This is a genomic window from Pseudonocardia phyllosphaerae (assembly GCF_046546475.1).
GTDB classification, from domain to species: domain Bacteria; phylum Actinomycetota; class Actinomycetes; order Mycobacteriales; family Pseudonocardiaceae; genus Pseudonocardia; species Pseudonocardia phyllosphaerae.
The window spans coordinates 81,998-108,942 of sequence record NZ_JBKGXS010000003.1 but is presented as its reverse complement, the minus strand read 5'-3'; the positions used below and the strand labels follow the sequence as shown (position 1 = coordinate 108,942).

22 protein-coding genes and 1 tRNA gene are annotated in these 26,945 nt (G+C 74.7%); 6 read left to right on the top strand and 17 right to left on the bottom strand.

The window, feature by feature from the left end; translation table 11 throughout:
• Positions 1-35 precede the first annotated feature (35 nt).
• From ACLE50_RS08950 to lnt, 3 genes are all read left to right on the top strand, one after another.
• On the top strand, positions 36-2,057 hold the full coding sequence (locus ACLE50_RS08950; RefSeq protein WP_410942965.1) for a hypothetical protein: 2,022 nt from the start codon (positions 36-38) through the stop codon (positions 2,055-2,057).
• Positions 2,054-3,406 (top strand): polyprenol phosphomannose-dependent alpha 1,6 mannosyltransferase MptB, encoded by a 1,353-nt coding sequence (mptB, locus tag ACLE50_RS08945; RefSeq protein ID WP_410942964.1) that lies wholly within the window; start codon positions 2,054-2,056, stop codon positions 3,404-3,406. The genes ACLE50_RS08950 and mptB overlap by 4 nt, the downstream gene beginning before the upstream one ends.
• Before the next feature lie 61 nt (positions 3,407-3,467).
• Positions 3,468-5,045, top strand: a complete 1,578-nt coding sequence (lnt, locus tag ACLE50_RS08940; protein WP_410942963.1) for an apolipoprotein N-acyltransferase — start codon at positions 3,468-3,470, stop codon at positions 5,043-5,045.
• 4 nt (positions 5,046-5,049) lie between these two features.
• Here lnt and ACLE50_RS08935 read toward each other — a convergent pair whose 3' ends face one another.
• The 5 genes from ACLE50_RS08935 to ACLE50_RS08915 form a co-directional block, all read right to left on the bottom strand.
• Positions 5,050-5,634: a GNAT family N-acetyltransferase gene (locus ACLE50_RS08935; protein ID WP_410942962.1), complete on the bottom strand. Its 585-nt coding sequence runs from the start codon at positions 5,632-5,634 to the stop codon at positions 5,050-5,052.
• Between the two features lie 422 nt (positions 5,635-6,056).
• The gene (locus ACLE50_RS08930) at positions 6,057-6,257 is read right to left on the bottom strand and encodes a cold-shock protein (protein ID WP_410942961.1); all 201 of its coding nucleotides are present in this window, start codon (positions 6,255-6,257) and stop codon (positions 6,057-6,059) included.
• A gap of 394 nt (positions 6,258-6,651) precedes the next feature.
• Positions 6,652-6,972: a hypothetical protein gene (locus ACLE50_RS08925; protein ID WP_410942960.1), complete on the bottom strand. Its 321-nt coding sequence runs from the start codon at positions 6,970-6,972 to the stop codon at positions 6,652-6,654.
• 101 nt (positions 6,973-7,073) lie between these two features.
• Positions 7,074-7,147: transfer RNA gene (locus ACLE50_RS08920), tRNA-Pro, on the bottom strand.
• 53 nt (positions 7,148-7,200) lie between these two features.
• Complete coding sequence (locus ACLE50_RS08915; protein ID WP_410942959.1) at positions 7,201-8,151, bottom strand: metallophosphoesterase; 951 nt, start codon at positions 8,149-8,151, stop codon at positions 7,201-7,203.
• 38 nt (positions 8,152-8,189) lie between these two features.
• On the opposite strand from ACLE50_RS08915, the gene ACLE50_RS08910 reads away from it, so the two are divergent.
• Positions 8,190-8,660 carry a GatB/YqeY domain-containing protein gene (locus ACLE50_RS08910; RefSeq protein WP_410942958.1) on the top strand — a complete coding sequence of 157 codons (471 nt, stop codon included), beginning with the start codon at positions 8,190-8,192 and terminating at the stop codon, positions 8,658-8,660.
• Positions 8,661-8,708: 48 nt separating this feature from the next.
• On the opposite strand, the gene topA is transcribed toward ACLE50_RS08910, so the two are convergent.
• From topA to ACLE50_RS08890, 4 genes are all read right to left on the bottom strand, one after another.
• A complete protein-coding gene (gene topA, locus ACLE50_RS08905; protein WP_410942957.1) occupies positions 8,709-11,660 on the bottom strand; it encodes a type I DNA topoisomerase in 2,952 nt (983 codons plus the stop codon).
• A gap of 219 nt (positions 11,661-11,879) precedes the next feature.
• The gene (locus tag ACLE50_RS08900; protein ID WP_410942956.1) at positions 11,880-12,719 is read right to left on the bottom strand and encodes a hypothetical protein; all 840 of its coding nucleotides are present in this window, start codon (positions 12,717-12,719) and stop codon (positions 11,880-11,882) included.
• Positions 12,720-12,795: 76 nt separating this feature from the next.
• Complete coding sequence (locus ACLE50_RS08895) at positions 12,796-13,398, bottom strand: hypothetical protein (protein WP_410942955.1); 603 nt, start codon at positions 13,396-13,398, stop codon at positions 12,796-12,798.
• Between the two features lie 276 nt (positions 13,399-13,674).
• Positions 13,675-15,981: a sodium-translocating pyrophosphatase gene (locus tag ACLE50_RS08890; RefSeq protein WP_410942954.1), complete on the bottom strand. Its 2,307-nt coding sequence runs from the start codon at positions 15,979-15,981 to the stop codon at positions 13,675-13,677.
• A 317-nt stretch (positions 15,982-16,298) separates the two neighbouring features.
• On the opposite strand from ACLE50_RS08890, the gene ACLE50_RS08885 reads away from it, so the two are divergent.
• Positions 16,299-18,710 (top strand): DEAD/DEAH box helicase, encoded by a 2,412-nt coding sequence (locus tag ACLE50_RS08885; RefSeq protein WP_410942953.1) that lies wholly within the window; start codon positions 16,299-16,301, stop codon positions 18,708-18,710.
• Positions 18,711-19,146: 436 nt separating this feature from the next.
• Here the strand turns inward: ACLE50_RS08885 and ACLE50_RS08880 are convergent, their stop codons facing one another.
• The 7 genes from ACLE50_RS08880 to ssd are packed head-to-tail and all read right to left on the bottom strand — an operon-like array spanning position 19,147 to position 24,344.
• Entirely contained in the window at positions 19,147-19,572 is a 426-nt protein-coding gene (locus tag ACLE50_RS08880) for an Rv3654c family TadE-like protein (RefSeq protein ID WP_410942952.1), read from the bottom strand.
• Positions 19,569-20,183: a TadE family type IV pilus minor pilin gene (locus ACLE50_RS08875; RefSeq protein WP_410942951.1), complete on the bottom strand. Its 615-nt coding sequence runs from the start codon at positions 20,181-20,183 to the stop codon at positions 19,569-19,571. The genes ACLE50_RS08880 and ACLE50_RS08875 overlap by 4 nt, the downstream gene beginning before the upstream one ends.
• Positions 20,161-20,358, bottom strand: a complete 198-nt coding sequence (locus tag ACLE50_RS08870; protein ID WP_410942950.1) for a DUF4244 domain-containing protein — start codon at positions 20,356-20,358, stop codon at positions 20,161-20,163. Before ACLE50_RS08870 ends, ACLE50_RS08875 begins: the two co-directional genes overlap by 23 nt.
• Before the next feature lie 56 nt (positions 20,359-20,414).
• Entirely contained in the window at positions 20,415-21,212 is a 798-nt protein-coding gene (locus ACLE50_RS08865; RefSeq protein ID WP_410942949.1) for a type II secretion system F family protein, read from the bottom strand.
• Positions 21,209-22,030, bottom strand: coding sequence for a type II secretion system F family protein (locus ACLE50_RS08860; RefSeq protein ID WP_410942948.1), 822 nt, complete (start codon positions 22,028-22,030; stop codon positions 21,209-21,211). The genes ACLE50_RS08865 and ACLE50_RS08860 overlap by 4 nt, the downstream gene beginning before the upstream one ends.
• Positions 22,024-23,184, bottom strand: coding sequence for a TadA family conjugal transfer-associated ATPase (locus ACLE50_RS08855; protein WP_410942947.1), 1,161 nt, complete (start codon positions 23,182-23,184; stop codon positions 22,024-22,026). The genes ACLE50_RS08860 and ACLE50_RS08855 overlap by 7 nt, the downstream gene beginning before the upstream one ends.
• Positions 23,181-24,344, bottom strand: coding sequence for a septum site-determining protein Ssd (gene ssd, locus ACLE50_RS08850; protein WP_410942946.1), 1,164 nt, complete (start codon positions 24,342-24,344; stop codon positions 23,181-23,183). Before ssd ends, ACLE50_RS08855 begins: the two co-directional genes overlap by 4 nt.
• Before the next feature lie 570 nt (positions 24,345-24,914).
• On the opposite strand from ssd, the gene ACLE50_RS08845 reads away from it, so the two are divergent.
• Entirely contained in the window at positions 24,915-25,688 is a 774-nt protein-coding gene (locus tag ACLE50_RS08845; protein ID WP_410942945.1) for an HAD family hydrolase, read from the top strand.
• 504 nt (positions 25,689-26,192) lie between these two features.
• Here ACLE50_RS08845 and ACLE50_RS08840 read toward each other — a convergent pair.
• Positions 26,193-26,942 carry an oxidoreductase gene (locus ACLE50_RS08840; protein WP_410942944.1) on the bottom strand — a complete coding sequence of 250 codons (750 nt, stop codon included), beginning with the start codon at positions 26,940-26,942 and terminating at the stop codon, positions 26,193-26,195.
• Between the last annotated feature and the right edge of the window lie 3 nt (positions 26,943-26,945).

The window sequence follows — 26,945 nt, the reverse complement described above, 5'->3', positions numbered from 1 at the left end:
ATCCAGGGCGCAGTGAAGCGAACGAGGGAAGTCTTGTGAAACCGACCGCCGACGTCGCGAACGTGGACTCCACGGTGCTGGACAAGCGCCTGGCCTCGCTCGACGACGCCACCACGGCACTCGAGCAGGCCGCGGACTTCGGGAAGACGACGAAGCTGCGCCGGGTGATCGAGCAGCTCCGCCGGGTGCTGTTGCAGCCCGGCGGGGCCGCCGCCGTGCAGGCCCGCGTGCAGCGGCTCGACGAGGCCGGGCTGTTCACCGGCACCGACTGGGCCACCCCGGAGATCCTGGTCCCCGGTTTCGTGGGCCCCGGCCTGCACAGCGGGGACGCCGACACCGTCGTGATGGAGGCGGTGAGCGAGCTGCGGGCGCTGGCGATCGCCAACGGCGAGTACGCCCACCCGTCGCTGTCGGCCGAGGACGCACGCCAGTTCCTGACCCAGGTGCTGGCGATGAACCTGGAGCTGCTGTTCACCCCGCCCAGCGAGGCGGAGCGCGTCCGGGAGGGCCGCACGGCCCAGCTGATCCGGGACCTGTTCCGGCACCTGGCCGACGTGATCGGCTACGACGTCGTGCTGGACAAGCTGGTCGACGAGATCTGGCGGATCCTGCGCCAGCGCCCGATCCAGGTGAACCAGGTCGTCTCGCTGATCACCCGGATCGCTGTGTGGCGGGGCGACCCGAACGTCGATCTGGTGTCCTCCGGGCAGGGCGTCGACCGCCTGATCACCGCACTGTTCGGCACCAGCGAGGCCTCGCGGGACGACCCGGGTCTGGACGTGTTCCGGGCCCGGCTGGAGGCGATGGACAGCGCAGGCCTGCAGTACGAGGCGTCCGGTTTCGCCCGTGCCATGCACGACACCGGGCTGGTCTCGCCGTACCACGCGGAGCTGCTGCAGTTCCTGCGCCACGAGGGCGACTACCTGCTCGCCGAGGCGCTGGGCCTGTCCGACACGGGCAAGAACTGCCTGCTCCGCTTCCGGGACCTGGTGCACCGGCTGATCGAGGAGGCGGTGACCCCGCAGACGGCGCAGTGCATCTACGGCCTGTCGCTGCTGCTCGACCGCGGCATCCTCTACGAGCCGCCGGTCGTTCCGGGCCTGTGGCGGCAGATCTCGCTGGAGCTGTGCCCGTCGGCGCGGGCGCGGCTGATCGAGGCGTTCGGCGACACCCCGCCGCCGGAGGCCCGGCTGCTGGCCGGCGTGCTGTCGATGCTGGGACTGCCGCTGGGTGTCGGCCAGGGCGACAACCCGACCTGCCAGTCGGCGCGGGCACTGTCGATGTGGGCCTACAACGACCCGGACTACCTGCTGCAGATGGTCGCCTGGGCGGCCCGCGACGACGAGATCGTCATGCACTTCGAGGGGCAGCGGATCTCCTCCAACGACAGCCTCAGCGGGGTCGCGACGGCCATGCCGATCGACCTCGACCCGGTGTCGCTGCTGGTCGTCCCGCACCTCGACCGGATCTACGCGGAGATGGGCCGCCGCTGCGCGGACCGTCCGGGCGACCCGCACCGCTGGGTCAACCCGGAGTTCCACGGCTGGTGGGCCGCACGCGGGTTCCGGATCGACGTCGACGTCGAGACGGGCAACCTGATCGACCTCGACGGCTTCCTGCGCGGCTTCTTCGCCGGCTACCACCCGGCCTACAACGGCGGGCAGCCGCTGGTGCATCCGCAGCCCGCGGGCATCGCGGTCACCGACTCCGCCGCCCGCTACATCGGCTGGCATGCGATCACGATCCTGCGGGTCGCACCGGACCCCTCGGACACGATGCGGGTGTACTTCTACAACCCGAACAACGACAGCGGACAGGACTGGGGCGACGGCGTCGTCGTGTCGACGGCGGGCAACGGCGAGCGCTTCGGTGAGGCGTCGCTGCCGTTCGACCAGTTCGCGTCGCGGCTCTACATCTTCCACGTGGACCCGCTGGAGAAGGGTGAGCCGGAGAAGGTCCCGGCGGCCGAGATCGACGAGATCATCGGCTACATCGAGCGCAGCTGGGGTGCCGACCGGCTGCCCGCCGGAGGTCTGCAGGCCGCCGGCCGGCGGTGACCCGGCTGCGCCTCCTCGGAGGTGCCGGGTCGCTGCTGCTCACCGGCGGCGCCTGGGCGCTGTGGGTGCGGCCGTCCGCGGTCGCGCTCGGTGCCGGGGTGGCCGGGCTGGGCCTGGTCGTGCTGGCCTGGGTGCTGCTCGCGCGGGCCGCGCCATCGCCCGGGTGGGCGGGGCGGACCGTCGCGGTCTGGACGGCGCCGCTGCTCGTCGCGCCGCCGCTGTTCAGCCGGGACGCCTGGTCCTACCTCGCGCAGGGCGCGCTGGCGGCGGGCGGCGCCGACCCGCATCGGGTCGGTCCCGCCGGCGGGCTGCCGCCGGACTCCGCCGTGCTGGCTCGGGTCGACGGCCACTGGCGGGACGCGCCGTCGCCGTACGGGCCGGTGACCGACCTCGTGCAACGCGGGATCGCCGCCGTCGCCGGGGACGGCCCGGTCGCCGGGATCGCCGCGTACCGGCTGCTCGCCGTCGTCGCGGTGGTGGCTCTCGGGTGGGCCGTGGTCGCCATGGCCCGGCGGGCCGGAGCACCGGAGGGGACCGCGCTGCTGCTCGCCGCCGGGAACCCGCTGGTGCTGTTCCACCTGGTCGGCGGGGTGCACAACGACGCGCTGATGCTCGCCCCGATGCTGTGCGGGGTCGCGGTCGCGCTGCGCGGCGCGGACCGGGGCTCCCGGCCCGCGACGGTGCTGGGCGTCGTCCTGGTGACGGCCGGGGCGCTGGTGAAGATCCCCGCCGCGGCCGCGTTGGTGGTCCTGGCCGTCGAGCTGGGGCGCCGGCGCGGGCCGCTGCCCGCCGCGGTGCTGGTGGCCGGGCCCGCGGTCGTGACCGGCGCGCTGGTCTCGGCGATCACCGGGACGTCGTGGCTGTGGTCGATGACGACACCCGGACAGGTCGGCAGCTGGATGGCGCCGACGAACTGGCCCGGGTTCGCCGCCGGGCTCGCCGACCCCGCCCTCGTCGAGCCGGGGATCGCGCTCGGGCGCACCGCCGGCCTCGCCGCCGCGGCGGTCGCGGTCGTGGTCGTGCTCGTCGGGCAGTGGCGTGGCCGGTGGGACGCGGTCACCGCCCTCGGCCTGGTGCTCGGGGCGGTCGTCGTCGCCGGGCCGGTGGTGCAGCCCTGGTACCTGCTGTGGGCGGCGACGCCGCTGCTCGTCGCGGTCCCGTCGCGGCTACGGGGCGCGCTCGTCGGGGTCGTGGCGGTGTTCGCCGTGCTGCTCCCGCCGCTGGCCGGGGACCTGTCCGGTGACGTGCCCGGGGCGATCACCGCCTACGTCGTCGCAGCGGCCGCCGTGCTCGCGGTGGCGCTGCTGGTGCGCCGGACGGGGTACGCCGCGCTCGTCCGTCCGGCCTGACCCGGGGCGTCGTGGCTCACCCCGCGTACTCCTGCCGCGAGCGGTGGATCATGCTTGCCTGGTGCCCTCGGACGTGCTGGTGACGCCCCGCTCGGCCCGTATCCGGGCCGCCGCCGGGCCGGTCGCGCTGCGCGTCGCGGCCGCCGCGGCCGCCGGGGTGCTGGTGCACCTGGCCTACCCGCCGCGGACCGTGTGGTGGACCGCCGTCCTCGGGTTCGCGCTGCTGTGGTGGGCCCTGCGCAGCCGGCGCGTCCGGGCCGCCGCCGGGCTCGGCCTGGCCTACGGCCTGGGCTTCGGGTTGCCGCACCTGTGGTGGATCCAGAACTTCCTCGGCCGCGAGTTCGGGCCGTTCCCGTGGGCCGGGCTCGCGCTGGTCATGGCGGTCTACACCGCCGTCGGCTGCGGACTGGTCCCGCTCGTCCGGCGGCTGCCGGGTGCCCCGCTCTGGGCGGCGCTGGTGTTCGTCGGGCAGGAGTGGGTGCAGAGCCGGTTCCCGCTGAACGGCTTCCCGTGGGACCGCGTCGCGTTCGGGCAGGTCGACGGCCCGTTCCTGCCCCTGGCCGCGATCGGCGGGGCCCCGCTGGTGTCCCTGGTGACCGTGGCCGCCGGGTTCTGCCTGGGTTCCCTGCTTCTCGCGCTCGCCGGGGCCCGCGGGCTGCCGCGCGGCGAGCTGCGCCGTGCGGTGCCGGGCGCGGTCGTCCCGCTCGCGCTGGTCGTGCTCGCGGTGCTCGTCGTGCCCGCACCGCCGACGCAGCCGCAGAACGGGACCCGCACCGTCGGCGTCGTGCAGCCGAACGCGCCGGACATCGGCCTGCAGCTGCTCGGAGCCGGACGGGTCCTGCGCGCCAACAGCCTCGCCGAGACTGCGGCGCTGGCCGAGCGGATCCGCACCGGCCAGGTCCCGCGCCCGGACCTCGTCGTGTGGCCGGAGAGCGCCACCCCGACCTACGGCGTCGACCCCACGATCGACGCCGCCGTCGACGCCCTCGGCGTCCCGGTCCTGGTCGGCGCCTACCTCTACAACAGTGACAGCGGCGACGACACCGAGAACGCCGTCGTCACCTGGAATCCCGGCGCTGGCCCGGGCGAGCGCTACGCGAAACAGGAGCTCGTCCCGTTCGCCGAGCGGATCCCGCTGCGGCCGATCGCGAGCCTGGTGACGCCGTACGTCGGGTTGTCCGACCTGCGCGCGGGCGACCGGCCCGGCGTGCTCGACGTCGCGGGGATCCGCACCGCGGTCGGCATCTGCTACGAGGTCGCCTACGACCGGGTGCTGCGCGAGGGCGTCGCCGACGGTGGCCAGGTTCTCGTCGTCCCGACCAACAACGCCTGGTACGGGCCGGGGGAGATGACCTACCAGCAGCTCGGGATGGCCCGGCTGCGTGCGGTGGAGCACGGGCGCGCCGCCGTCGTCGCGGCGCTGAGCGGGGTCAGCGCGGTCGTCCGTCCGGACGGGACGGTCGCGGCGTCGACGGACATGTACACGGCGACGAGCATGGTCGAGCCGGTGCCGCTGCGGACCGACCTGACCGTCGCGACGCGCTGGGGCGGCTGGATCGAGCACGGTCTCGCGGGCGCCGCGGTCCTGGCCGTCGTGGCCGGGGTGCTCGTGCTCCGGCGGGAGCGCCGCCGCAGCTGACCGGTCAGCCGCCGGCGAGCGCGCGGCGCATCACCACACGCGGGAAGCCGCCGGACACCCCGGACGTCGGCGCGGCCAGTGTGAAGCCGGCCGCCTCGAACAACGCGCGGGTGCCCACGTAGGCCATCGTCGGGTCGACCTTCGCGCCGTCGTTGTCGACCGGGTAGCCCTCGACGGCCGGCGCACCCTGCTCACGGGCGTAGCCCACGGCCCCGTCGAGCAGGGCGTGCGTGATGCCGCGCCCCCGGTGACCCGGGCGCACCCGGAAGCACCAGATGGACCAGGCCGGCAGGTCGTCGACGTGCGGGATCGTGCGCGAGCGCGCGAACGGGAGCTCCGAGCGCGGGGCCAGCGCCGCCCAGCCGACCGATGTGCCGTCGGTGTCGTAGGCCAGGACTCCGGGGGCGACGGCGCGCCCGGTCAGCTCCCGGACGTACTCGCCGCGGGCGCGGCCGTGCAGCGACCGCTGGGTGGCGGCGTCGAGCCGGTGGCTCAGACACCAGCACACCGAGGCGTCGGGGTTCCGCTTCGGCCCGAGCAGGGCCGCGACGTCGTCGAACGACGTGGCGGGGCGGACCACGAAGGGCATGCCCGCAGGGTAGAGCCCGGTCGTCGGGGCTCAGTAAGCGTTGGCGTCGAACGGCGAGCGGTGGCCGCACATGGCGGTCTCGCTGCGGTCCGGAACGGGGAGCTCGACGGCGTCCGGGGCGCTTTCCGCGCTGTCCAGGAAGTGTGCCGGAGCGGCGGTGTCGGATGGCGCCGGAGCGGCGGTGTCGGAACGGGGAACGAAAGTGGGACGTGCCGTCCGGCCGGGTGAGTACACGGGCCGGGAATGCAGCTGGGTCCGGATGGGGATACCTCTCGCATCGTCGTCGATGCGTGTGTCGATGAATGTGTCGGGTGGCCGCCGGCGGCGGCGTCCTGGCCGGACGCCGCCACCGCGCGGAACCGGTGCCGTCGACCCAAAGGTCAGAGGGTCACCGAGTCTCGGATGGTCACCGGGACCGAGTTTCAGATGGTGACCGAGGAGGCCTGCGGGCCCTTGGCGCCCTGCGTGACCTCGAAGTCGACGACCTGGTTCTCGGTGAGCTCCCGGTAGCCGGACGAGTCGATCGCCGAGTAGTGGACGAACACGTCGGCGCCGCCGTTCTCGGGGGCGATGAAGCCGAAGCCCTTCTCGGCGTTGAACCACTTCACGGTGCCACGAGTCATGTTTGTTTCTCCTTCGGTGAGGCTGGGACGGAACGGCCACGTCCTGTGGCGGTCCGGGTCAGGGGAATCCGTCAGATGGGATTCCCGGACGGCGGCCGCTTCGGCTACACCAAAGACAGCGAATCCGCCCGCATCATCATCCTGCGAGCGCGCTGTGAAACACGAACTTCAGAACTACGAACTTCAAACCGAAATCGACGGTACAGCACCGGGGTCCGGCGTCCAACAGTCGAGGGGGTCCACCGGTTCGCGGCCCCGCCACAGCGGCCGTGGGGGAGCTCGAAGGCTCCGTGCTGCACGTGGCCGCGCGGCTCGCTGACCAGCCATCGGCTCACCCCGGGGGTCGCGCGGCGCCCTGCCTGCGACCCCCGGAGTGATCCGCGTCACCGAATGGTCAGTGGCGGTCCCGCACGGCGATCGGTGCGCCGGCGAGGTCCTCCTCGTTGCACAGCAGCTTCAGCTCGTAGTAGGCCGCCTCGGAGCGGTCGTCGTAGTCCAGATGGACGGCGATCACGTCGACCGGCTCGCCCAGCCACTGCTGCGTGTCGCGCAGCCAGTGCGCGGCCCGTTCGAGGGCGGTGGGGAGGTCGTTGTCACGGAACTGCACGGGCCGGAAGGGAACGTCCTGGATCCCGTCGAGTTCGTGCTGCGGCCGGGGAAGGCCCTGCGCCAGTCCCGCGTCGTCGAGGTCGAGTGTCACCTGGTTCTCGCTCACGGCCCCCAGGGTACGTGCGTACGCCAGAGGGGTGCACGCACGGCGAAGGCCCTGGCCGGTGGCTCGTGTGAACGAGCCGCTGACCAGGGCCTTCGTGTGTGTCGGGGTGACAGGATTTGAACCTGCGACCTCTTCGTCCCGAACGAAGCGCGCTACCAAGCTGCGCCACACCCCGAGTGACTCGCCAGCCGACCGTCGACCTGGCCTTCCTGCGAGCCGAGGAAAACTCTACCCGACGCCCTCCGACGCGTGCGCGGGGGTTCCCCTGCCGGCGTCGCCGCTGGTGGGGCGTGCGACCAGGGTCAACAGCGACGCCTCGGGCGGGCACGCGAACCGCACCGGGGTGTACGGCGAGGTGCCCAGACCGGCCGAGACGTGCAGCCGGGTGTGGCTGCCCCAGCGGCTCGCGCCGCGGGCCCGGGCCCGGTCGATCCCGCAGTTCGTGACGATCGCGCCGTATCCGGGCAGGCGCAGCTGACCGCCGTGCGTGTGCCCGGCCAGGACGAGGTCGTAGCCATCGGCGGCGAACCCGTCGAGCACCCGCGGCTCGGGGGAGTGGGTCAGGCCGATCCGCAGGTCGACGGCGGGGTCGTAACCGGCGATCCGCGGGTAGCGGTCCAGGTTCAGGTGCGGGTCGTCGACGCCGGAGATCAGGACCGTCCGGCCGCCCGCCTCGACCACCTGGCGGGAGTGGGTGGCGTCGACCCAGCCGTGCTCGCGGAACCCGGCGCGCAGGTCCTCCCACGGCAGCGGCTCGCCGTGGATCCGGCGGGTGTCGCCCCGCCGCAGGTAGCGGGCCGGGTTCTTCGGGGTCGGGCCGTAGTAGTCGTTGCTGCCGAACACGAACGCGCCCGGCCGGTCCAGCAGCGGGCCCAGCGCGCCCAGGACCGATGGCACCGCGTCCGGATGCGCCAGGTTGTCCCCGGTGTCGATCACCAGGTCCGGGTCGAGCCGGTCCAGCGCGGAGATCCAGCGCATCTTGGCGTGCTGGCCCGGGGTGAGGTGGAAGTCGGACAGGTGCAGGATCCGCAGGGGCTCCGCGCCCGGCTCGAGCACCGGCAGCTCCACCTTGCGCAGCGTCCAGTGCCGCCGTTCGATGCCCGCCGCGTATCCCAGGCCTGCGGCTCCGAGGGCGACGGTTCCGGCGGCGAGACGGGCGAGGTTTCCGACGGTGCTCACGCCGTCCAGAGTACGGGCCAGGACTATCGTGGCCAGCCGTGAGCACTCTGAAGGAGCAGTTGCGGACCGACCTGACCGCCGCCATGAAGGCCCGCGACGAACTGGTCCGGACCACCCTGCGGTCGGCGCTGACCGCGATCGGGAACGCCGAGGTCTCCGGGGACGCCGCGAAGGAGCTCTCCGACTCCGAGGTCCGCTCGGTCCTGACCAAGGAGACCAAGCGCCGGGCCGAGTCCGCCGAGGCGTTCGCCGGGGCCGGCCGTACCGAGCAGGCCGAGCGGGAGCGCGCAGAGGGCGAGGTCCTGGCCCGCTACCTGCCCACCCAGCTCTCCGACGACGAGGTGGACGCCCTGGCCGCCGACGCCGTCGCCCAGGTGGCCGCCGAGACCGGCGAGACCCCGGGCATGAAGCAGATGGGGCAGGTCATGAAGAAGGCCAACGCGGCCGCGGCCGGACAGGCCGAGGGTGGCCGCGTCGCCGCCGCGGTGAAGAAGGCGCTCAGCAGCTGAGCCGCCCGCGCGTGGCCCCCGGACGCCGTCCGGGGGCCACGACGCAGGTCAGTTCGTCGGCGTCCGGCGGCTGCGCGAGGACGTGCCGGTCGGCTTCTCGGCCGCGGCACCGGTGCTCTTGGTGCCCGTGCTCTTCGCCCCGGTGCTCTTGGACGCCGTGCTCTTGGACGCCGGGCTCTTCGACGCCGTCGTCTTCTTCGCGGCCGTCGACTTCGACGCCGTGCTCCGGCGCGTCGTCGTCTTCTTGGCCGGAGCCTTGGCCCGGCGCTCGGCGAGCAGCTCCGAGGCCCGCTCGTCGGTGAGCTCCTCGACCGAGTCGCCCTTGCGCAGGCTGGCGTTGGTCTCGCCGTCGGTGACGTAGGGGCCGAACCGGCCGTCCTTGATCACCATCTTCTTGCTGGTCGACGGGTCCTCGCCCAGCTCACGCAGCGGCGGCGCGGCCGCGGCCCGGCCCCGTCCCCGCTGCTTGGGCTGCTTGTAGATCTCCAGCGCCTCCTCGAGGGTCACCGTGAACAGCTGCTCCTCGTCGGTCAGCGACCGCGAGTCGGTGCCCTTCTTCAGGTACGGCCCGTAGCGGCCGTTCTGCGCGGTGATCTCGTCACCGGACTCCGGGTCGGTCCCGACGACGCGCGGCAGCGACAGCAGCCGCAGCGCCTCCTCCAGGGTGATCGTCTCGACCGACATGGTCTTGAACAGCGACCCGGTGCGCGGCTTCGGCTTCGCCGGCTTCTTCTTCGCGCCCTCGGGGACCTCGGGCTCGGGCAGCAGCTCGGTCACGTAGGGGCCGAACCGGCCCTCCTTCGCGACGATCTCGTGCCCGGTCACCGGGTCCGTGCCCAGCTTGCGGCCCTCCTGCGGCACCGAGAACAGCTTCTCGGCGATCTCCTCGGTGAGCTCGTCCGGCGGCAGGTCGTCGGGCAGGTTCGCCCGCTGCGACTCGCCGTCGACGATCCGCTCGAGGTAGGGGCCGTACCGGCCGACGCGCACGACGACGTCGCGGTCCGCGGCGTCGGCGAACATCTTGATCGAGTTGACCGTGCGGGCGTCGATCTCCTCGAGGTTCGACCCGACCAGCTTCTTCAGCCCACCGGCCTTGGCGATCTCCGAGCCGGTGTCGGTCGGGCCGTCGCCCTCGGTGCCGAAGTAGAAGCCGTTGAGCCAGTGGACGCGCGAGTCGTCGCCGTTGGCGATCGAGTCGAGGTCGTCCTCCATGCCGGCGGTGAAGTCGTAGTCGACGAGCTGGCCGAAGTGCTGCTCCATGAGCCCGACGACGGCGAACGCCACCCAGGACGGGACGAGCGCGGAGCCCTTCTTCCAGACGTAGCCGCGGTCGAGGATCGTCTTGATCGTCGACGCGTACGTCGACGGGCGCCCGATCCCCAGCTCCTCCATGACCTTGACCAGGCCGGGCTCGGTGTAGCGGGCCGGCGGGCTGGTCGAGTGGCCGTCCGGGGTCAGCTCGGCGGCGGTCAGCGACTGGCCCTCGGTGAGCTCCGGCAGCCGGGACTCGGCGTCGTCGGCCTGCTCCTTGGAGCCGTCGTCGACGGTCTCGACGTAGGCCTTCAGGAAGCCGGGGAAGGTGATCGTCCGGCCGGACGCGGAGAACACGACCTTCTCACCGGTCGCGGCGGTGCCACCGATGCGCACGCTCACGGTCGTGCCGCGGGCGTCGTTCATCTGGGAGGCGATGGTGCGCTGCCAGATCAGCTCGTAGAGGCGGTAGTCGTCGCCGTCGACCTCGCGGGCGATCGCGCCCGGGGTGCGGAACGACTCGCCCGCGGGGCGGATCGCCTCGTGGGCCTCCTGCGCGTTCTTGACCTTGCGGTTGTACTGGCGCGGCTTGTCGGCGACGTAGGCGTCGCCGTAGAGCTCGCGGGCCTGGGCACGGGCCGCGGTCAGCGCGGTGTCGGACAGGTTCGTCGAGTCCGTCCGCATGTAGGTGATGTAGCCGTTCTCGTACAGCCGCTGCGCGCTGCGCATCGTGCGCTCGGAGGAGAACCGCAGCTTGCGCCCGGCCTCCTGCTGCAGCGTCGACGTCGTGAACGGCGCGTAGGGCTTACGGGTGTAGGGCTTCGAGTCGACCGAGTCGACGTTGAGGTCGCGGTCCTGCAGGCCCTCGGCCAGCCGGCGGGCGTCGGCCTCGTTCAGGACGACGACGCCGGAGTCCTTCTTGAGCTGCCCGAGCGAGTCGAAGTCGCGGCCGGTCGCGACCCGCTGCTCGTCGACCTGCAGCAGCCGGGCGCCGAACGTGCGCGGGGTGGCGTCCGCACCGGCGTCGAGGGTGGCGGCGATGTCCCAGTAGTCCGCGGAGCGGAACGCGATCCGGTCCCGCTCGCGCTGCACGACCAGCCGGGTGACCACGGACTGCACGCGGCCCGCCGAGAGCTTCGGCATGACCTTCTTCCACAGCACCGGCGAGACCTCGTAGCCGTAGAGCCGGTCGAGGATGCGGCGGGTCTCCTGCGCGTCGACGAGGTCCTGGTCCAAGTCGCGGGTGTTCTCCGCGGCCGCTCGGATCGCCGACTCGGTGATCTCGTGGAAGACCATGCGCCGCACCGGGACCTTCGGCTTGAGGGTCTCCAGCAGGTGCCAGGCGATGGCCTCGCCCTCGCGGTCGGGGTCGGTGGCGAGCAGGAGCTCGTCGACCGACTTCAGCGCCTCCTTGAGCTCGGAGACCAGGCTCTTCTTGTCCGGCTGCACCACGTACAGCGGCCAGAACTGGTTGTCGACGTCGACGCCGAGCCGCGCCCAGGACAGCCCCTTGTACTTGGCCGGCACGTCCGCGGCGCCGCGCGGGAGGTCGCGGATGTGGCCGACGGAGGACTCCACGACGTAGTCGTTGCCCAGGTAGGGCTGGATCTTGCGGGCCTTGCTCGGCGACTCGACGATCACCAGGCGGCGGACCGGGCGGCCGGAGGCGTTCGTCGTCGAGGTGGGCTTGCTGGTGTCGCCCCCCGCCGCGGGTGCCGAGTCCGTCGTGCCCGTTGTCGCTGCTGCCACGTGGTCCCTACCTCATCTCTCCGGCTGCGCCGCGCTGCTTGCGACGACCGTGCCGTGCCGGTCTCCGCGGTTCCTGCGCGGAGCGTGCCGGAGTGGTCACGCCGTGCGTTGTCTCCGGCCGACGATCGCACGATCTCACACCGTCGCGGCCGCGTGCCGTGGGTTCGCCCACCGGTGCCGGGCGATGCGACAGAGTAGCCCCGGGTGACACCCGGCAGGTCAGGCGGCTGGTCGACCGCGGACACGCGGCCATTCAGACGGATTCAACGTACGCGGTACGGGCCCTACGAGTTCGGCCAGACGGCCCATCCTGCGGGCTCCGTGGATGCGCAGAGCGGGACCGGGGACACCGTGCTCCCCGGCCACGAGCCTGGCCGGTGGCAGGCCCGCTCGGGTGGCCGCGGCGACCAGCGGTCCGTGCGTCCAGGGGGCGTCGGGGTCGAGGAGCAGCAGGTGACCGCCCCGCAGGTCGGCCCGGCCGGCCGCCAGGACCCACAGGCGCAGGGCCGCGCCGTCGAGCTGGAAGTCCGGCGGGACGCGTTTGCGGCCCTGTCCGTCCGACCAGGTCCGGGCCAGCGGGGCGAGGTCACGGCGGAAGGCGCTGCCCAGCGTCGTGAGGTGGGGCGGTGTCGTGCAGTGGGGCGGTGTCGTGCGGTGGGCCGGTCCGGCGGGCGGTGTCTCGTCCGACGGTGCGATGTCGTCGGCCGTGTCGTCGTGTGCCGCGCCGTCGTGTGCCGCGCCGTCGTGTGCCGCGCCGTCGTGGACAGGGCCGCCGTGGGTAGGGCCGTCGGTGGCCGGGGTCGCGTCGCCGGCGGGTGGGCGGGAGATCGGGGTCCGTGGGGTGGCGGCCCCGGTGTCCTGGCGGGTCAGGGTGACGCCGCGGGCGGCGGCGAGGGCGACCAGGGCGCGCTCGCGGTCGTCGTAGGGCAGCGGGACGTCGAGGCGCGCGGTGTCCCCGGCGCCGAACCGCGCGATCCGCGCCGGGCCGCACAGCAGCCCGGCGAGGTCCGGCAGACCCGCCGGACGGGCCTCCGCGGAGAACAGCGACAACTGCGGCACACGCGCAGCGTAGAACGCATGTTCGACGTGATCCAGTGCGGCTCGCCGAACGGGCGACCCGGGTGCGCCGGGCGGCTCAGCTCGGCTTGGTCAGCTTGTTCAGCTCACCGCACTTCGGCGCGCTCGCGACGGCCTTGTCGAGCCGCGGCGTCGCCCCGAGCTTCTCCAGGCCCTGCGCGGAGCCGATGGTGCGCAGCTTGTCCTCGGCCGAGCGGAGCTTGGCCTGGAAGCCGTTGACGTCGGCGGGGTTCGCGGCGTCGACGTCGGCGCGGGCCTGGCCGATGGTCGTCGAGGTGCGGCTGAGCAGGTCGCCGATCGACTTCTTGAACTCGTCGCCGCCGGTCACCGGCGAGTCACCTGCCGCCTGGAGCTGCTTCTGACCGTCGCCGATCCCACCGGAGAGCTTGCTCAGGTAGTCCGCCAGCCGGCCCTTGATCCCCGGGAGGTCCGCGCCGGAGTAGTCGGGGCGCGCGGTCAGCGGCCGGTAGTAGGACACCAGCGCGCCGCAGACCTTGTCGCTCCAGGCCACGGGGTCGGAGCCGACACCGCTGGTCGGGCGCGGAGCGGGGTCCGGTGCGGCCGTGCCGACCACGGTCGTCGAGCAGCCGGCGGCGAGGAACGCGGCGGCCAGGGTCGGCAGCAGGACCCGGGCGGCGCGTCCCGGTCGGGGGGTGGCCATGGGCGGGGCTCCAGGCGGTTCGGGGGCGCCGCAGCGGGGGAGCTCGCGGGCGCCGAGGGGCAACGATCCTGGGTCGACCGTAAGCCGTGTGCGCAGGTCAGGTGCCGCCGCCCTCCGCGACTGGTCCGTTCGGGGTAATGACGATCATGCAAGTCGCCGGGGCGGGGGAACGGGCGGCGGAGCGGAGGGAGACGGGCGCCGACGAACGGGTGGGTGCGGACCCGGGTGGGCCGCCCGACCCCTCGGTCGGGCGGCCCGGTCGGTGCGGTGGGGTGCTCAGCCCACCGAGCTCTCCGCGGGGGCGTCGGTGATCGCCGACGTCCGGCGCTTGGACACCACGATCGCGGCCGCGATGACCAGGACGGCCACGATCGCGATCAGGACCCGCACGGTCGGGTTCGTCCCCGGCGTCGACAGCAGGACGACAGCCGGTGCGATCAGCACCGAGACCAGGTTCATGACCTTGATCAGCGGGTTGATGGCCGGACCGGCGGTGTCCTTGAACGGGTCGCCGACGGTGTCGCCGATGATCGTCGCCTCGTGCGCGTCGGAGCCCTTGCCGCCGTGGTTGCCGTCCTCGACGAGCTTCTTCGCGTTGTCCCAGGCACCGCCGGAGTTCGCGAGGAAGATCGCCATCAGGGTCCCGGACGCGATCGCCCCGGCCAGGTAGCCCGCCAGCGGTCCCACGCCGAGGCCGAATCCGACCGCGATCGGCGCGAAGATCGCCAGCAGGCCCGGGGTGGCCAGCTCGCGCAGCGAGTCCCGGGTGCAGATGTCGACGACGCGGCCGTACTCCGGGCGCTCGGTGTGGTTCATGATCCCGGGCTTCTCGGCGAACTGGCGGCGCACCTCGTAGACGACCGCACCCGCCGCGCGGGTCACGGCGTTGATCGCCAGGCCGGAGAACATGAACACGACCGCGGCGCCGATCACCACGCCGACCAGGGTGTTCGGGCTGAACACCTCGTAGGCGAACGCGGTGCCGGCGTCCTGCAGCGGGACCCCGGCACTCGCCAGCGCCTGGTTGATCGCGTCGCGGTAGGAGCCGAACAGCGCGGTCGCGGCCAGCACCGCGGTGGCGATCGCGATGCCCTTGGTGATCGCCTTCGTGGTGTTCCCGACCGCGTCGAGCTCGGTGAGGATGTCGACGCCGTCGCCCTCGACGTCGCCGGACATCTCCGCGATGCCCTGCGCGTTGTCCGAGACCGGGCCGAACGTGTCCATCGCGACGATGACGCCGACCGTGGTGAGCAGGCCGGTGCCGGCCAGGGCGACCGCGAACAGCGAGACGACGATCGAACCGGACAGCAGGAACGCCCCGTAGACGGCCGCGGAGATGACGATCGCGGTGTAGACGGCCGACTCGAAGCCGATCGAGATGCCGGACAGGATGACCGTCGCCGAGCCGGTCAGCGAGGACTTCCCGACGTCCTTGACCGGAGTGTCCTCGGTGCCGGTGTAGTAGCCGGTCAGCTTGAGGATGACCACGGCCAGCGCGATGCCGATGACGACGGCGACCGAGGCCACGATCCGTGGGTCGCCCGCCAGGCCGGGCACCGACGCGTCGCCGGGGGTGGTCAGGCCGGCGAAGCTGCCGGGCAGGTACACGACCGCCGCGATGATCGAGAGGATCCCGGCGAAGGCGGCGGAGAGGTAGAAGCTGCGGTTGATCGCGCGCAGCGTGTTCTCCCCGGCCCGGGCCTTGGTCAGGTAGACGCCGAGGATGGCGGTGACGACGCCGATCGCGGGCACGATCAGCGGGAACAGCAGGCCCTCCAGGCCGAACGCCGCGGTGCCGAGGATCAGCGCGGCGACCAGGGTGACGGCGTAGGACTCGAAGAGGTCGGCGGCCATGCCGGCGCAGTCACCGACGTTGTCGCCCACGTTGTCGGCGATAGTGGCCGCGTTGCGGGGGTCGTCCTCGGGAATGCCCTGCTCGACCTTGCCGACCAGGTCGGCGCCCACGTCGGCGGCCTTGGTGAAGATGCCGCCGCCGACCCGCATGAACATCGCCAGCAGCGCCGCGCCGAAGCCGAAGCCCTCCAGGACGCGGGGGGCCTGGCCCGCGTAGACGAGGACGACGACCGCGGCACCGAGCAGGCCGAGGCCGACGGTGAACATGCCGACGACGCCCCCGGTGCGGAACGCGATCCGGGTCGCCTTCTCCCGGCCACCGGGCTCGCGGGCCGCGGAGGCGACCCGGATGTTGGCCCGGGTGGCGAGCCACATGCCCAGGTAGCCGATGACCGCGGAGAACACCGCCCCGACCACGAAGAAGATCGACCGGCCGATCCGCTCGGCCAGGTCGTCGGCCGGCAGGGCGAACAGCAGGACGAACACGACGACCGCGAAGATGCCGAGGGTGCGGAACTGCCTGCTGAGGTAGGCCTGCGCCCCCTCCTGGACCGCCTGGCCGATCTCGCGCATCGAGGCCGTGCCCTCGTCGTTGGCGAGGACCTCCTTGAGCAGCAGGCCGCCGACGACCAGGGCGACGAGCGCGACCACCGCGACCACGACGACCACGACGAGATCACCCGCTCCGAGTTCGAGGCCTCGGGCGAGGCTCGTGGTGGGCTGGGACATCGGTCCTCCCGGTTCATCAGGAACGCGACTAGGTCCATCGGGACGAAGGGGGCATCGCCCACGGTGCCTCCGCCGTCGACGACGTCACTGGCGTCGACTGGGCCCAGGACGGACGCGACCGCTCCGGGCACGTGCAATGTGTCCGAGTGTGACGGACCGCTCACTGCGAGCGCGATCACAATCATTGCCGAACTTCGCAGCGTGATCAACGCCACATTCAGGTGTCCGAGTTGCCCTGTGGCCCGCCACCCGTGCGGCGGAGCTGTCGGTGGGGTGTGTGACTCTGGCTCCTCGTGGGAGCAGGTCGGGGTTCGCGGATGCAGGTGGCGGGGGACCGGCGTGGCCCGGACCTGCTGCGCCGCGTGCTCGCCGGATCCGACGTCGAGCCGTCCGTGGTCGAGGAGAAGCTCGCCGCGCCGCTGCCGGACGCCGGCGGTGCCGCCCCGCCGCCCGAGCCCGGGGTCGAGGACCCGCTGCGTCACGTGGTGCGGATCCCGCCGCGGGAGGGCCGGACCGCCGAGTGGCCGTCGTGGACCCCGCCGGAGCTGCGGGCGGCGTTCGCCGCGCGCGGCATCGAGCGGCCGTGGGCGCACCAGGCCGAGGGCGCCTCGCTGGTGCACGACGGCGCCGACGTCGTCGTCGCGACCGGGACGGCGTCGGGCAAGTCGCTGGTCTACCAGCTGCCGGTGCTGACCGGGCTCCTCGAGGACCCGCGGGCCACCGCGCTGTACCTGGCTCCGACCAAGGCCCTGGCCGCCGACCAGCTCCGCGCCCTCGACGGGCTCGCCCCCGAGGGGGTGCGGCCGGCGTCGTTCGACGGGGACACTCCGATGGAGGAGCGGGACTGGGTGCGTCGGCACTGCCGCTGGATGTTCTCCAACCCGGACATGCTGCACCGCTCGCTGCTGCCGCGGCACGGGCGCTGGGGGACCTTCCTGCGGCGGCTGCGCTACGTCGTGGTCGACGAGTGCCACACCTACCGCGGGGTGTTCGGCTCGCACGTCGCGCTGCTGCTGCGCCGGCTGCTGCGGGTCGCCGCCCGCTACGGCGCGCACCCGACGGTCGTGCTCGCGTCGGCGACCGTCGCGACGCCGGGGGAGTTCGCGTCCCGGCTGACCGGGCGCGACGTCGTCGCGGTGACCGAGGACGGGTCCCCGCACGCCGGCCGGACCGTCGCGTTCTGGGAGCCGCCACTGCTCACCGGCATCACCGACGACGGCGGCGCCCCCGTCCGCCGGTCGGCCGGTGGCGAGGCGGCGCGGATGCTCGCCGACCTGGTGCTGGAGGACGCCCGGACGCTGGCGTTCGTCCGGTCCCGGCACGGGGCGGAGCTGACCGCGCTGAGCGCGCGGCGCCGGCTCGCCGAGGTCGCCCCGGAGCTCGCCGACCGGATCGCGTCCTACCGCGGCGGCTACCTGCCCGAGGAACGGCGGGCGCTGGAGGCGTCGCTGATGTCCGGCGAGCTGCTGGGCGTCGCGACGACCAACGCGCTCGAGCTCGGCGTCGACATCTCCGGGCTCGACGCCGTGGTGCTCGCCGGGTTCCCCGGCACCCGGGCGTCGTTCTGGCAGCAGGCCGGACGCGCCGGGCGGGCCTCCGACGAGGCACTCGTCGTGCTCGTCGCCCGGGACGACCCGCTGGACACCTACCTGGTGCACCACCCGTCGTCGCTGCTCGGGGCGCCGGTGGAGAGCTGCGTGCTCAACCCGGTCAACCCCTACGTGCTGGCCCCGCAGCTCGCCTGCGCCGCCGCGGAGCTGCCGCTGACCGAGGACGACGTCGCGTCGGTGTTCGGTGGGGCGCCCGCGGTGGAGGTGCTCGACGCGCTGGTCGAGGAGGGGGTGCTCCGGCGCCGCCCGCACGGCTGGTTCTGGCCGGACACCGGCGAGGCCCCCGCGGCCCAGGTCGACATCCGCGGCTCCGGGCTCGGGCAGGTCGCCGTGGTCGAGGCCGCGACCGGGCGGATGCTCGGCACCGTCGACGGCGGCGCGGCGCCGGGCAATGTGCATCCGGGTGCGGTGTATCTGCACCGCGGTGAGGGCTACATCGTCGACGAGCTGGACCTCGACCAGGGGCTCGCGCTGGTGCACCCGGAGGACCCGGACTGGCGGACCGAGGCGCAGTCGGTGTCGGACGTGTCGGTGCTCGCCGTGCGCACCGCACGCCGGTACGGGCCGGTCCAGGTCTGCTTCGGCGACACCACGGTCACCTCGCAGGTCGTCGCCTACCGGCGCCGGACAGCGGAGGGGACCGTGCTCGACCAGACCCCGCTCGACCTGCCCGAGCAGAGCCTCGACACCCGCTCGGTCTGGTACACGATCGACCCCGAGGCGCTGGCGGCCGCCGGGGTGGACGACGCCCGGCTGCCGGGAGCGCTGCACGCCGCCGAGCACGCGGCCATCGGGCTGCTGCCACTGTTCGCGATCTGCGACCGCTGGGACATCGGCGGGCTGTCCACGGCGCTGCACCCGGACACCGGGCTGCCGACGGTGTTCGTGCACGACGGGCACCCCGGTGGTGCGGGGCTCGCCGAGCGCGGCCACGAGGTGCTCGACCGGTGGCTGCGGGCGACCCGCGACGCGGTGCGCGACTGCGAGTGCCGCACCGGCTGCCCGTCGTGCGTCCAGTCGCCCAAGTGCGGCAACGGCAACAACCCGCTGGACAAGACGGGTGCGGTGCAGGTGCTCGACCTGGTGCTGGCGGCGCTGGACCGGCCGGAGGAGCCGTAGCGCGAAGGCCGGTGGAAGGTGCGCCGGGAACGGAGCCCGGCCCGGACCGGGAATCCGAGCCGGGCGCCGCCGGCCCACCCTCGGGGGGTAGGCGGGCCGGCGGCGACCACGGTGCGACGGAGCCGGACGGGGGCGCTTTCGCGCTCCGGCCTCGCCGCGATCTGGGGAGCGTGGTCCTTCTGTCCGGGCCGGGCACCGCCCGGCCCCGCGACGACATCCAGTAGGCCCGAGTGCGCACGCCGTGACCAGTCCTGCGCCCCCGGATGTCGGTGATCGGTGTAACGGCGACGACGAATCGCATGTCACTACCGTCGTAAGAGTGGGCACGACGTGATCCACGCGTGTCACCGGATTCGCCATCCGTTCATCCGGATCGACTGACCGTTCGTCGTGATCGTGGGCACGGTGTCCTCCCTCTGTCAGCGCTCTCCCCGTGTCAGCGCGGTGCGGGGCCGGTTGCCGGGTCGTCCGCCGGGGCAGGTCCGGCGCGGGCGCGCGCGGTCGCCGGCTCGTGGACCGGGAGCAGTCCGGTCCACGATGTACGGGTCTCGACCAGTGCGTCCCAGCCGTCGAGCCGGCAGGACACGAGCTCGGCCCCGTTCCGCCGGACGACGTCGAGCGCCACCGCGCAGGCCGGTCCGGTCCCGTCCACCGAGTGACCCGCGGCGGCGAGCGCCGACAGGTCCGCCGCGGCCGCCGCCACGTGCCGGGAGCGGACGGCAGAGGCGAGGTCGACGCCGGCTGCCCCGGTCAGCAGCAGGACGGCGGCCGCGGTCGCCGCCCAGACCGACGCGACACCGCGGTCACCACGTGGGTCCGGCCGGGGTCGTGGGTCCGGCCGGGGTCCGGCCCCGGGGGTCACGGCGGACCGTCCCCACCCGGACCCGGACCCGGACCCGGGCTCGGTCCCGGGCCCGGCACCGCTGCGGCGGGCGCCGGTGCCGTGAGCGCGTCCGGCAGGTCGCCGCCGGGTGCCTCGCCCGCGTCGCCTCCGTCGCCCCCGTCGTTCGGTCCCGCGACGCTGTCAGGTCCCGCGACGCTGCCCGGCCCCGCGACGCCACCCGCGGCGGCCGCGGCACCGCCGGACGGCGCGGCCGTGCCCGCTGCCGTCAGCCCGGGTTCGGCGACCGCGGTCGCCGAACCGCCGATGCCCACCGGCAGCGGCCCGGCCGGATGCGCCGTCACGGTCGCGACGACCAGCTCGCCGTCGAAGCGCAGCTCGGTCGTCGCACCGGACGGCGCCAGCGCCGCCGCCGCGGTGCGCCCGCGGTCGGCGTCGCCGCGGGCGGCGTGCCGGACCAGCTCGCGGGCCGCGTCGGAGCAGCGGACCCCGGCCGACACTGCGGCCACCGCCGCGACGGCGAGGGCGGTCGTCAGCACCAGCGTGCCGAGCGCCATCGCCGCCTCGACGGTGACCGCGCCGGCGTCACCGTGCGGGTCGTACGGCCGGTCAGAACGTCGTACCGAGCGCACGCTTGACGATCCCGGTGAGGGCCTCGACGACCTCGCCGCCGCTGATGACGGCGTAGAGCAGGGCGGCGAAGGCGGCCGCGGCGACGGTGCCGATGGCGTACTCGACGGTGGACATGCCCTCGTCGTCGAGGGCGAGTGCGGTCAGCCGGGCCCGGATCGGGGTCGACGTGGTCATGGGTTCCTCCTCGGTCGTGGGGCCGCACGGTGCGGCCCCGTGGGATCGCCCGGTGCTCACCACCGGGCGATCACCTGCCCGGCGAGCCCGATCACGACCGGCACGATGCCGAGGACCAGGAAGGCGGGCAGGAAGCAGAGCCCCAGCGGGGCGGTGATGCGGACGGCCGCACGCTGCGCGTGCTCCTCCGCGCGATCGGTCAGCTCCGAGCGCAGCCGGGCGGCCTCGGCCCGGGCCGCCCGGCCGAGTGCGGCGCCGGTGCCGGCCGAGCGGCCCGTGGCCCGGGCGAACCCGGCGAGGTCGGCATCGCCGGACGCGGTCGCCCACGCCTGCCCCGGATCGGCGCCCAGCGCGAGCAGCCCGGAGATCCGGCGCAACGCGTGGCCCGCGGATCCGGGCAGCCGCCGGGCCGCCGCGGACACCGCGTCGGGCACGGTCAGCCCGGCCGTCAGACAGGTCGCCAGCAGATCCCAGGCGGCCGCGAGGTCACCGGCACCCGCCGCGCGGGGCCGCGGGGCGGACGCGCGGTGCAGCGCGATCGCCGCGCCCGCCCCGGCGAGTGCCCCGAGCACCGTGCCGGTCCCGCCGCCGACGACCCAGCCCAGCGCCGCGCCGGCGGGGACGAGCAGCGCGAGCACGGCGACCCGCGGTCCTGCCGGCTCCGGCGCGGGTACGGCGGGGGTGAGCCCGCGCAACCGGATCGCGGCAGGCCGCCCGCCACCGGCCAGCACGGCCGCGGCGAGCAGCACCAGCGCGGGCGCGCCCAGCGGTGGCACCAGGTCCGGCGCGACCACCCCGACGGCGCTCACGACGGCGCCCGGAACGGCGCCCACGACCGTCACGACGGCGCTCACGACGGCACCGCCCCGCGCAGGATGCGGTCGCTCCACAGTGCACCGGCACCGGTCAGCCCCACCCCGACGACGAGCAGCGCGGGCCCGAGCAGGCCCTCCCGCAGCACGGCCAGCGGCGAGATCCCCATGAGCTGGCCGAGCCCGATCCCGGCCAGCGGCAGCGCCGTCAGCACTGCGGCCGTCGCACGTGGACCGGCGAGCTGGGCGCGGACCCGGGCGCCGTGCGCGAGTCGCCACCGGATGTCGTCGCCGACCCCGGCGAGCAGGTCGGCCAGCGGTGCCCCGTGCCGGTCGGCCAGCTCCCAGGCGGCCGCGACCCGTTCGACGTCGGCGGCACCGTCGCGGCCGGCGGGTGCGGCCCGGCGCAGCGCGTCGGGCACCGGTTCGCCGATCCGGGCGGCCGCCGAGGCCGGTGCGAGCAGGTCGCGGACCAGCGGCCCGTCGTGCTCGGTCCCGGCCAGCGCCGCAGCCGGGTGGGCTCCGGTGCGCAGCTCGTCGGTGATCCGGGTGAGCGCGTCGGCCAGCTCGGCCGCGGCGTGCCCGGCGCGTTCGGCCTCCTGGTGTGCGGCCCGCCTGCGGCGGACCACGGCGGTCACCGCGACGGCGCAGATCGCACCACCGGGCCCCAGCACGACCCATCCGGCGGCTGCGGCGCCGCCGTACAGCAGGGGAGCGCTCGGGGCGATCCGCCGGCTTCCGCGCGCCGCCTGCGCGAGACCGCGCAGCCGGGCGGCGCCCGGCCGCCCGGCGGCGACGAACACCGCCGCACCGAGCAGCAGCAGGGCGGCGGCCGCCCGCACCGTCACGACGCTCAGCACGGCGGCCGCACCCCGCGCTCGCCCAGCAGCTCCGCGAGCGCCGCGTGCCCGGGCCCCGCGCCGCCCTCGCGGCTCCAGGCGGTGTCGACGTGCAGCCCGGTGTCGTCGCGGCGCAGCACCCCGATCTCGGCCAGCACCCGCCCGGCCGGGGTGCGGCGCATCTGCAGCACGACCTGCACGGCGGCGGCCAGCTGCCCGTCGAGTGCCGACGGCGACATCCCGCCCAGCCCGGCGAGTGCCCGCATCCGGGCGGGGATCTCGCGCACGGAGTTGGCGTGCACGGTGCAGGCGCCACCTTCGTGACCGGTGTTCAGCGCGGCCAGGAGGTCGCAGACCTCGGCCCCTCGAACCTCACCGACGACGAGCCGGTCCGGCCGCATCCGCAGTGCCTGCCGCACGAGCTCGCGCAGCGGCACCCCGCCCGCGCCCTCGATGTTCGGCGGCCGCGCGACGAGCCGGACGACGTGCGGGTGCCGCGGGCGCAGCTCCTCGGCGTCCTCGACGGTGACCACCCGGTCGGCCGGGTCGACGGTGCCCAGCAGCGCATTCATCAAGGTGGTCTTGCCTGCGCCGGTACCCCCGGCGATCAGCATCGCCAGCCGGGCTGCGACCACGGCGCGCAGCAGCACCTCGCCGTGCGCGTCGAGTGTCCCGCTGCGCCGCAGCGTGTCCAGGTCGTGGTGTGCGGGCTGCAGCACCCGCAGCGAGATCGCGGTCCCCGCAGCGGAGACCGGTGGCAGCACCGCGTGCAGCCGCACCCCGGCCTCGGCCAGCCAGCCGTCGACACACGGGCTCGCGTCGTCGAGGCGGCGGCCCGCGGCGAGCGCCAGGCGCTGCGCGAGCCGCCGCACCGCGGCCTCGTCGGGGAAGGTGACGGCGGCGCGCCGCAGCCCGTCGCCGCGGTCGGTCCAGACGGCGTCGGGTGCGGTGACCAGGACGTCGGTCGTGCGCGGGTCGCGCAGCAGCGCGTCCAGCGGGCCGGCGCCGGTGAACTCCTGACGCAGCGTCCGCAGCGCGGCCAGGACGTCGAGGTCCGAGGCCACGCCACCGGTCTCCGCCCGCACCGCCGCGGCGACGGCGGCCGGCCCGGTCCCGGCACCGGTGTCGGCCAGCCGGGCCCGCACCCGCTCCACCAGCGGCACCGACCCGCTCACGGTGTCACCCCGGCCATCCCGGTCACCCCGGCCGCGGCGGTGCCGCGCAGCCGGTCGCGCAGCACGGCCGCGGCCGACGCCAGCGGTCCGCGCCCGGACCCCGGGACCCGGCCGCGCTCCACCGCTCCGGCGAGGTCGCGCTCCGGTCGCATCGCGTGCAGCAGCGGCAGGCCCAGCGATCCCGCGACCTCGGCCGGGGTGATCCCGCCCGGGGAGGGCCCGCGCACGACGAGCTCGACGACGCGGGCGTGCTCGGCCAGCACGTCGGCGACCCGCCCGGCTGCGGCACACGCGCGCAGCGCACCGGGCACCACGAGCACGGTCAGGTCCGCCGCGGCGACCGCGGCCAGCGCCGCGTCGGTGGGGTAGCGGGGGACGTCGCAGACCACGAGGTCCCCGGCCCGGCGCCCCGCGTCGAGCACGGCGGTCACCGCCGTCGGGTCGGGGCCGTGGGCGGACCTGGCACAGGCCAGCACCGACATCCTGGTCCGGGCCGCGGGTACCTGCGGCAGCGCCGCGTGCAGCGCCGCGGCCCGCACCCGGCCGTCGCCGACACCGATGTCCGGCCAGCGCAGCCCGCCCGACTCCTCGATCCCGGCGAGCAGGTCCAGGCCGCCGCCGAGCGGGTCGCAGTCGACGAGCAACGAGCCGATGCCGTCCCGCGCGGCGACGACGGCGGTGGCCGCGGCCAGCACCGACGCCCCCGCCCCACCGCACCCGCCGACGACGGCGAGCACCCGCCCGGCCCGGCCCGCTCCGGCCGCGTGCTCCCGGGCGTCGGCGAGGAATCCCGACAGCGAGGCCTCACCGCGGGGCAGCTCCACGACCCGGTCGGCGCCGAGCGCCACCGCGACCCGCCAGTCCTCCCCGGCGGGCTCGTCGCCGACCGCGATCACCACCCCGGCGCGCCGCCCGAACCCGGCCCGCAGGCAGCGGTCGGCCCCGGCCCGGTCGAGCAGCACGGCCGGTGCACGGGACCAGGCCCGGCGGGCGTCGGCGGCGTCGGCCGCGCGCAGCGCCTCCATGTCGGCCGCGGCGGCGAGCCGCAGCAACGCGTCGAGCAGGTCCGGGTCGTCGGCCACGACCAGACACCGCCGGTCCTCGGTAGGCGTGCGGTCCGGGGCGGAGCCCTGCCCGCCGCCGGGATGCCGGTCGTCCATCACTGCGCTCCCCACCGCCCGCGGAGTGCGGGCCCGGATCGAGCGTGCGGCCGGACCGGCAGCCTGGAGTCGCCGATCGCGCCGTTGTGGAGAACCGGGACGGCTGTGGACAACCACGTCGGCGTCCGGCTCAGCGTCGCGGCGGACGAATGGGGGATCACCGTCGGGCGAACGGGAGATGAACGCGGGACCGCTGCCGGGCCCGGACATGGGACGGCCCCCGCCAGGGGGGATTGGCGGGGGCCGTCGGGCGGTTCAGCCCCGGGGGGTCGAGCTGAACCTGCTCGGACCAAGTCCGAGCGCACCCAACTGTAGCTGTAATACGACCGTCACGCCCACATCTCCGCCGGAACTGCGCCGACCGGTTGAGCACATCTTCGTCACGCACGTGCAGGTGATCGTGTGCGGAGGGTGGCGACCGGCGGTCGCGGCACAATGACCGGTGACGCGCAGGTGGTCCGGTGACGCCGGTGATCACAGCGGGTCGCGTGCCGTGGGCGGGGGAGCCGGTGGGACGGGCGGTCCCGGCGGGCCGACCGGGTGACTCCGGTCTCTGGCACGCTCGACGGCGTGTCCGACGCTCCCGCCGCCTCCCGTGCCCCGGCCGTCGTCTTCCTCGACTTGGACAACACGCTGATCGCCGGGTCCAGCGCGTTCGCGTTCGCGCGCCCGTTCGCGGCCGAGGGGTTGATCGACCGCCGCACCGCGGTGCAGGCGGTGTGGACGCAGCTGCAGCTGATGTTCTCCGGTGCGGACGCGTCCACGATGGACAGGCTGCGCCGGCGGATGACGCTGGTGGTTCAGGGGTGGGAGGTCGCCCGGGTCCGGGCCGTGGTCGAGGCGACGCTGCGCGAGGTCGTGGAGCCGCTCGTGTACCCGGAGGCGGTCGCGACGATCGAGCGGCTGCGGGCCTCGGGCAGCGAGCTCGTCCTGCTCTCGGCGTCGGGCACCGAGGTCGTCGAGCCGATCGCGCGGCTGCTCGGCATCGACCGGGTCCGCGCGACCCGGATGCGCATCGACGACGGCCGCTACGGCGGCGAGATCGAGTTCTACTGCTACGGCGAGGGCAAGGCCGCCGCCGCCCGGGAGATCGCCGCGGAGCTCGGCGTCGACCTCGCCGACTGCGCCGCGTACTCGGACTCGATCACCGACCTCCCGCTGCTCGACGTCGTCGGCGCACCCCACGTGGTCAACCCCGACCGCGAGCTGCGCACCGTCGCGCGGGAGCGCGGCTGGCCGATGCTGACGTTCGTGCGGCCGTCCTCGCGCCGGGACCGGCTGTTCCGGCTGCGCGACCGCCTCACCGACCGCGCCGCGGCACGCTCCGGCAGCCGCTCGGCCTGACCGCCCTGCCGAGCACTGCCCGGCCGGGCTGCCGAGCACTGCCCGGCCACCTCACCGACCACCGGCCGGGCCGGTCGTCGCCCGGCCCGGCAACCGCCGGACGACTGCACCACCGCAGCCGATCGGGTCAACCACCCTCGTCACCCACCGCTGCTGAACCGGTGCACCTGCCCGCGAGGGTTGCCTGCGTCACACGAACCGGACCAGGATCGGATCCGCGGTCCCCGGTCAGGCCAGAGGCGGTTCGGAGGAGAAGAGCCCGTCTCCCCCGGCCGGGCGCCGCACGCGAGATCCGAGCACTTCCACGCCGAGCACGCCGCGGGAGGCATGTCGTCGTGGGCCTGCGCCACCGGGACGCCGGGCGCCTAGGCCACCGTGACACGACACGTAGTGCACGCCAGGAAGCCGGAACCCGCGTCAGGCCGGGCGGTACCCCGAGCACGGGGTGCCGCCCGGCTTTCGCATGTGGACGGTCGGTCGCGGAACGGTGGGAACGGCGTGGCCTCAGCCCGACTGCGCCGCCGCGATCGACAGCCCCTCGCGGCCACCGGCCTCCCACTCCGTGCAGCAGTGGGTGATCCAGCGGGCCAGCCCCTCCGGCGTCCCGGTCGCGAAGGCCGCGGCGGCCTCTCGGTAGGCGGCCTGCCTGCGCAGGAACCCCACCTCCGGTACGCAGAGCCCGCGCGGGTCCAGGCCGGAGGACATCGCGGTCAGCCGGGCCGCGGCCCGCGCCACGACGCCGTCGGCGGTGCCGAACGGGCGCAGCGTCAGCAACTCGCCGTGCACCACCGCGACGAGCACCGGTGCGGGCACCGAGGTGGCGCCGCCGAGCAGGTCGGCCAGCAGCGACAGCCGCGACGACGCCTCCTGCAGCGGCCGCCCGAGCCGGGCCTCGTGCTCCTCGGCGGGCACCAGGTCCGACGCGGCCAGCACGTGCAGCCGGGCCAGCCCCTGCAGCGGCGCCCGCCCCCAGGTGTCCAGCAGCTTCGCGCGCTCGTCGGCGATCCGGACGGCCCCGGCCAGTACCGGGTCGGAGACGTGGTCGGCGGTCGCCGGGGTGAGCGGGGCCCCGTCGATCCCGGCGGAGGCCCGGGCAGCGCGCAGTGCGGCCTCCGCGGCGGTCGCGGGCCAGCCGCGCCGGTTCACCGGCTGGTTGTGCACCTCGGTCGCCGCGTCACGGGCGCGGGCCACCGCCTCGGGCACCCCGGGCAGCGCGGCGAGCGGGGCGAGGGGGTCGGACGAGGAGGTGATCACTGA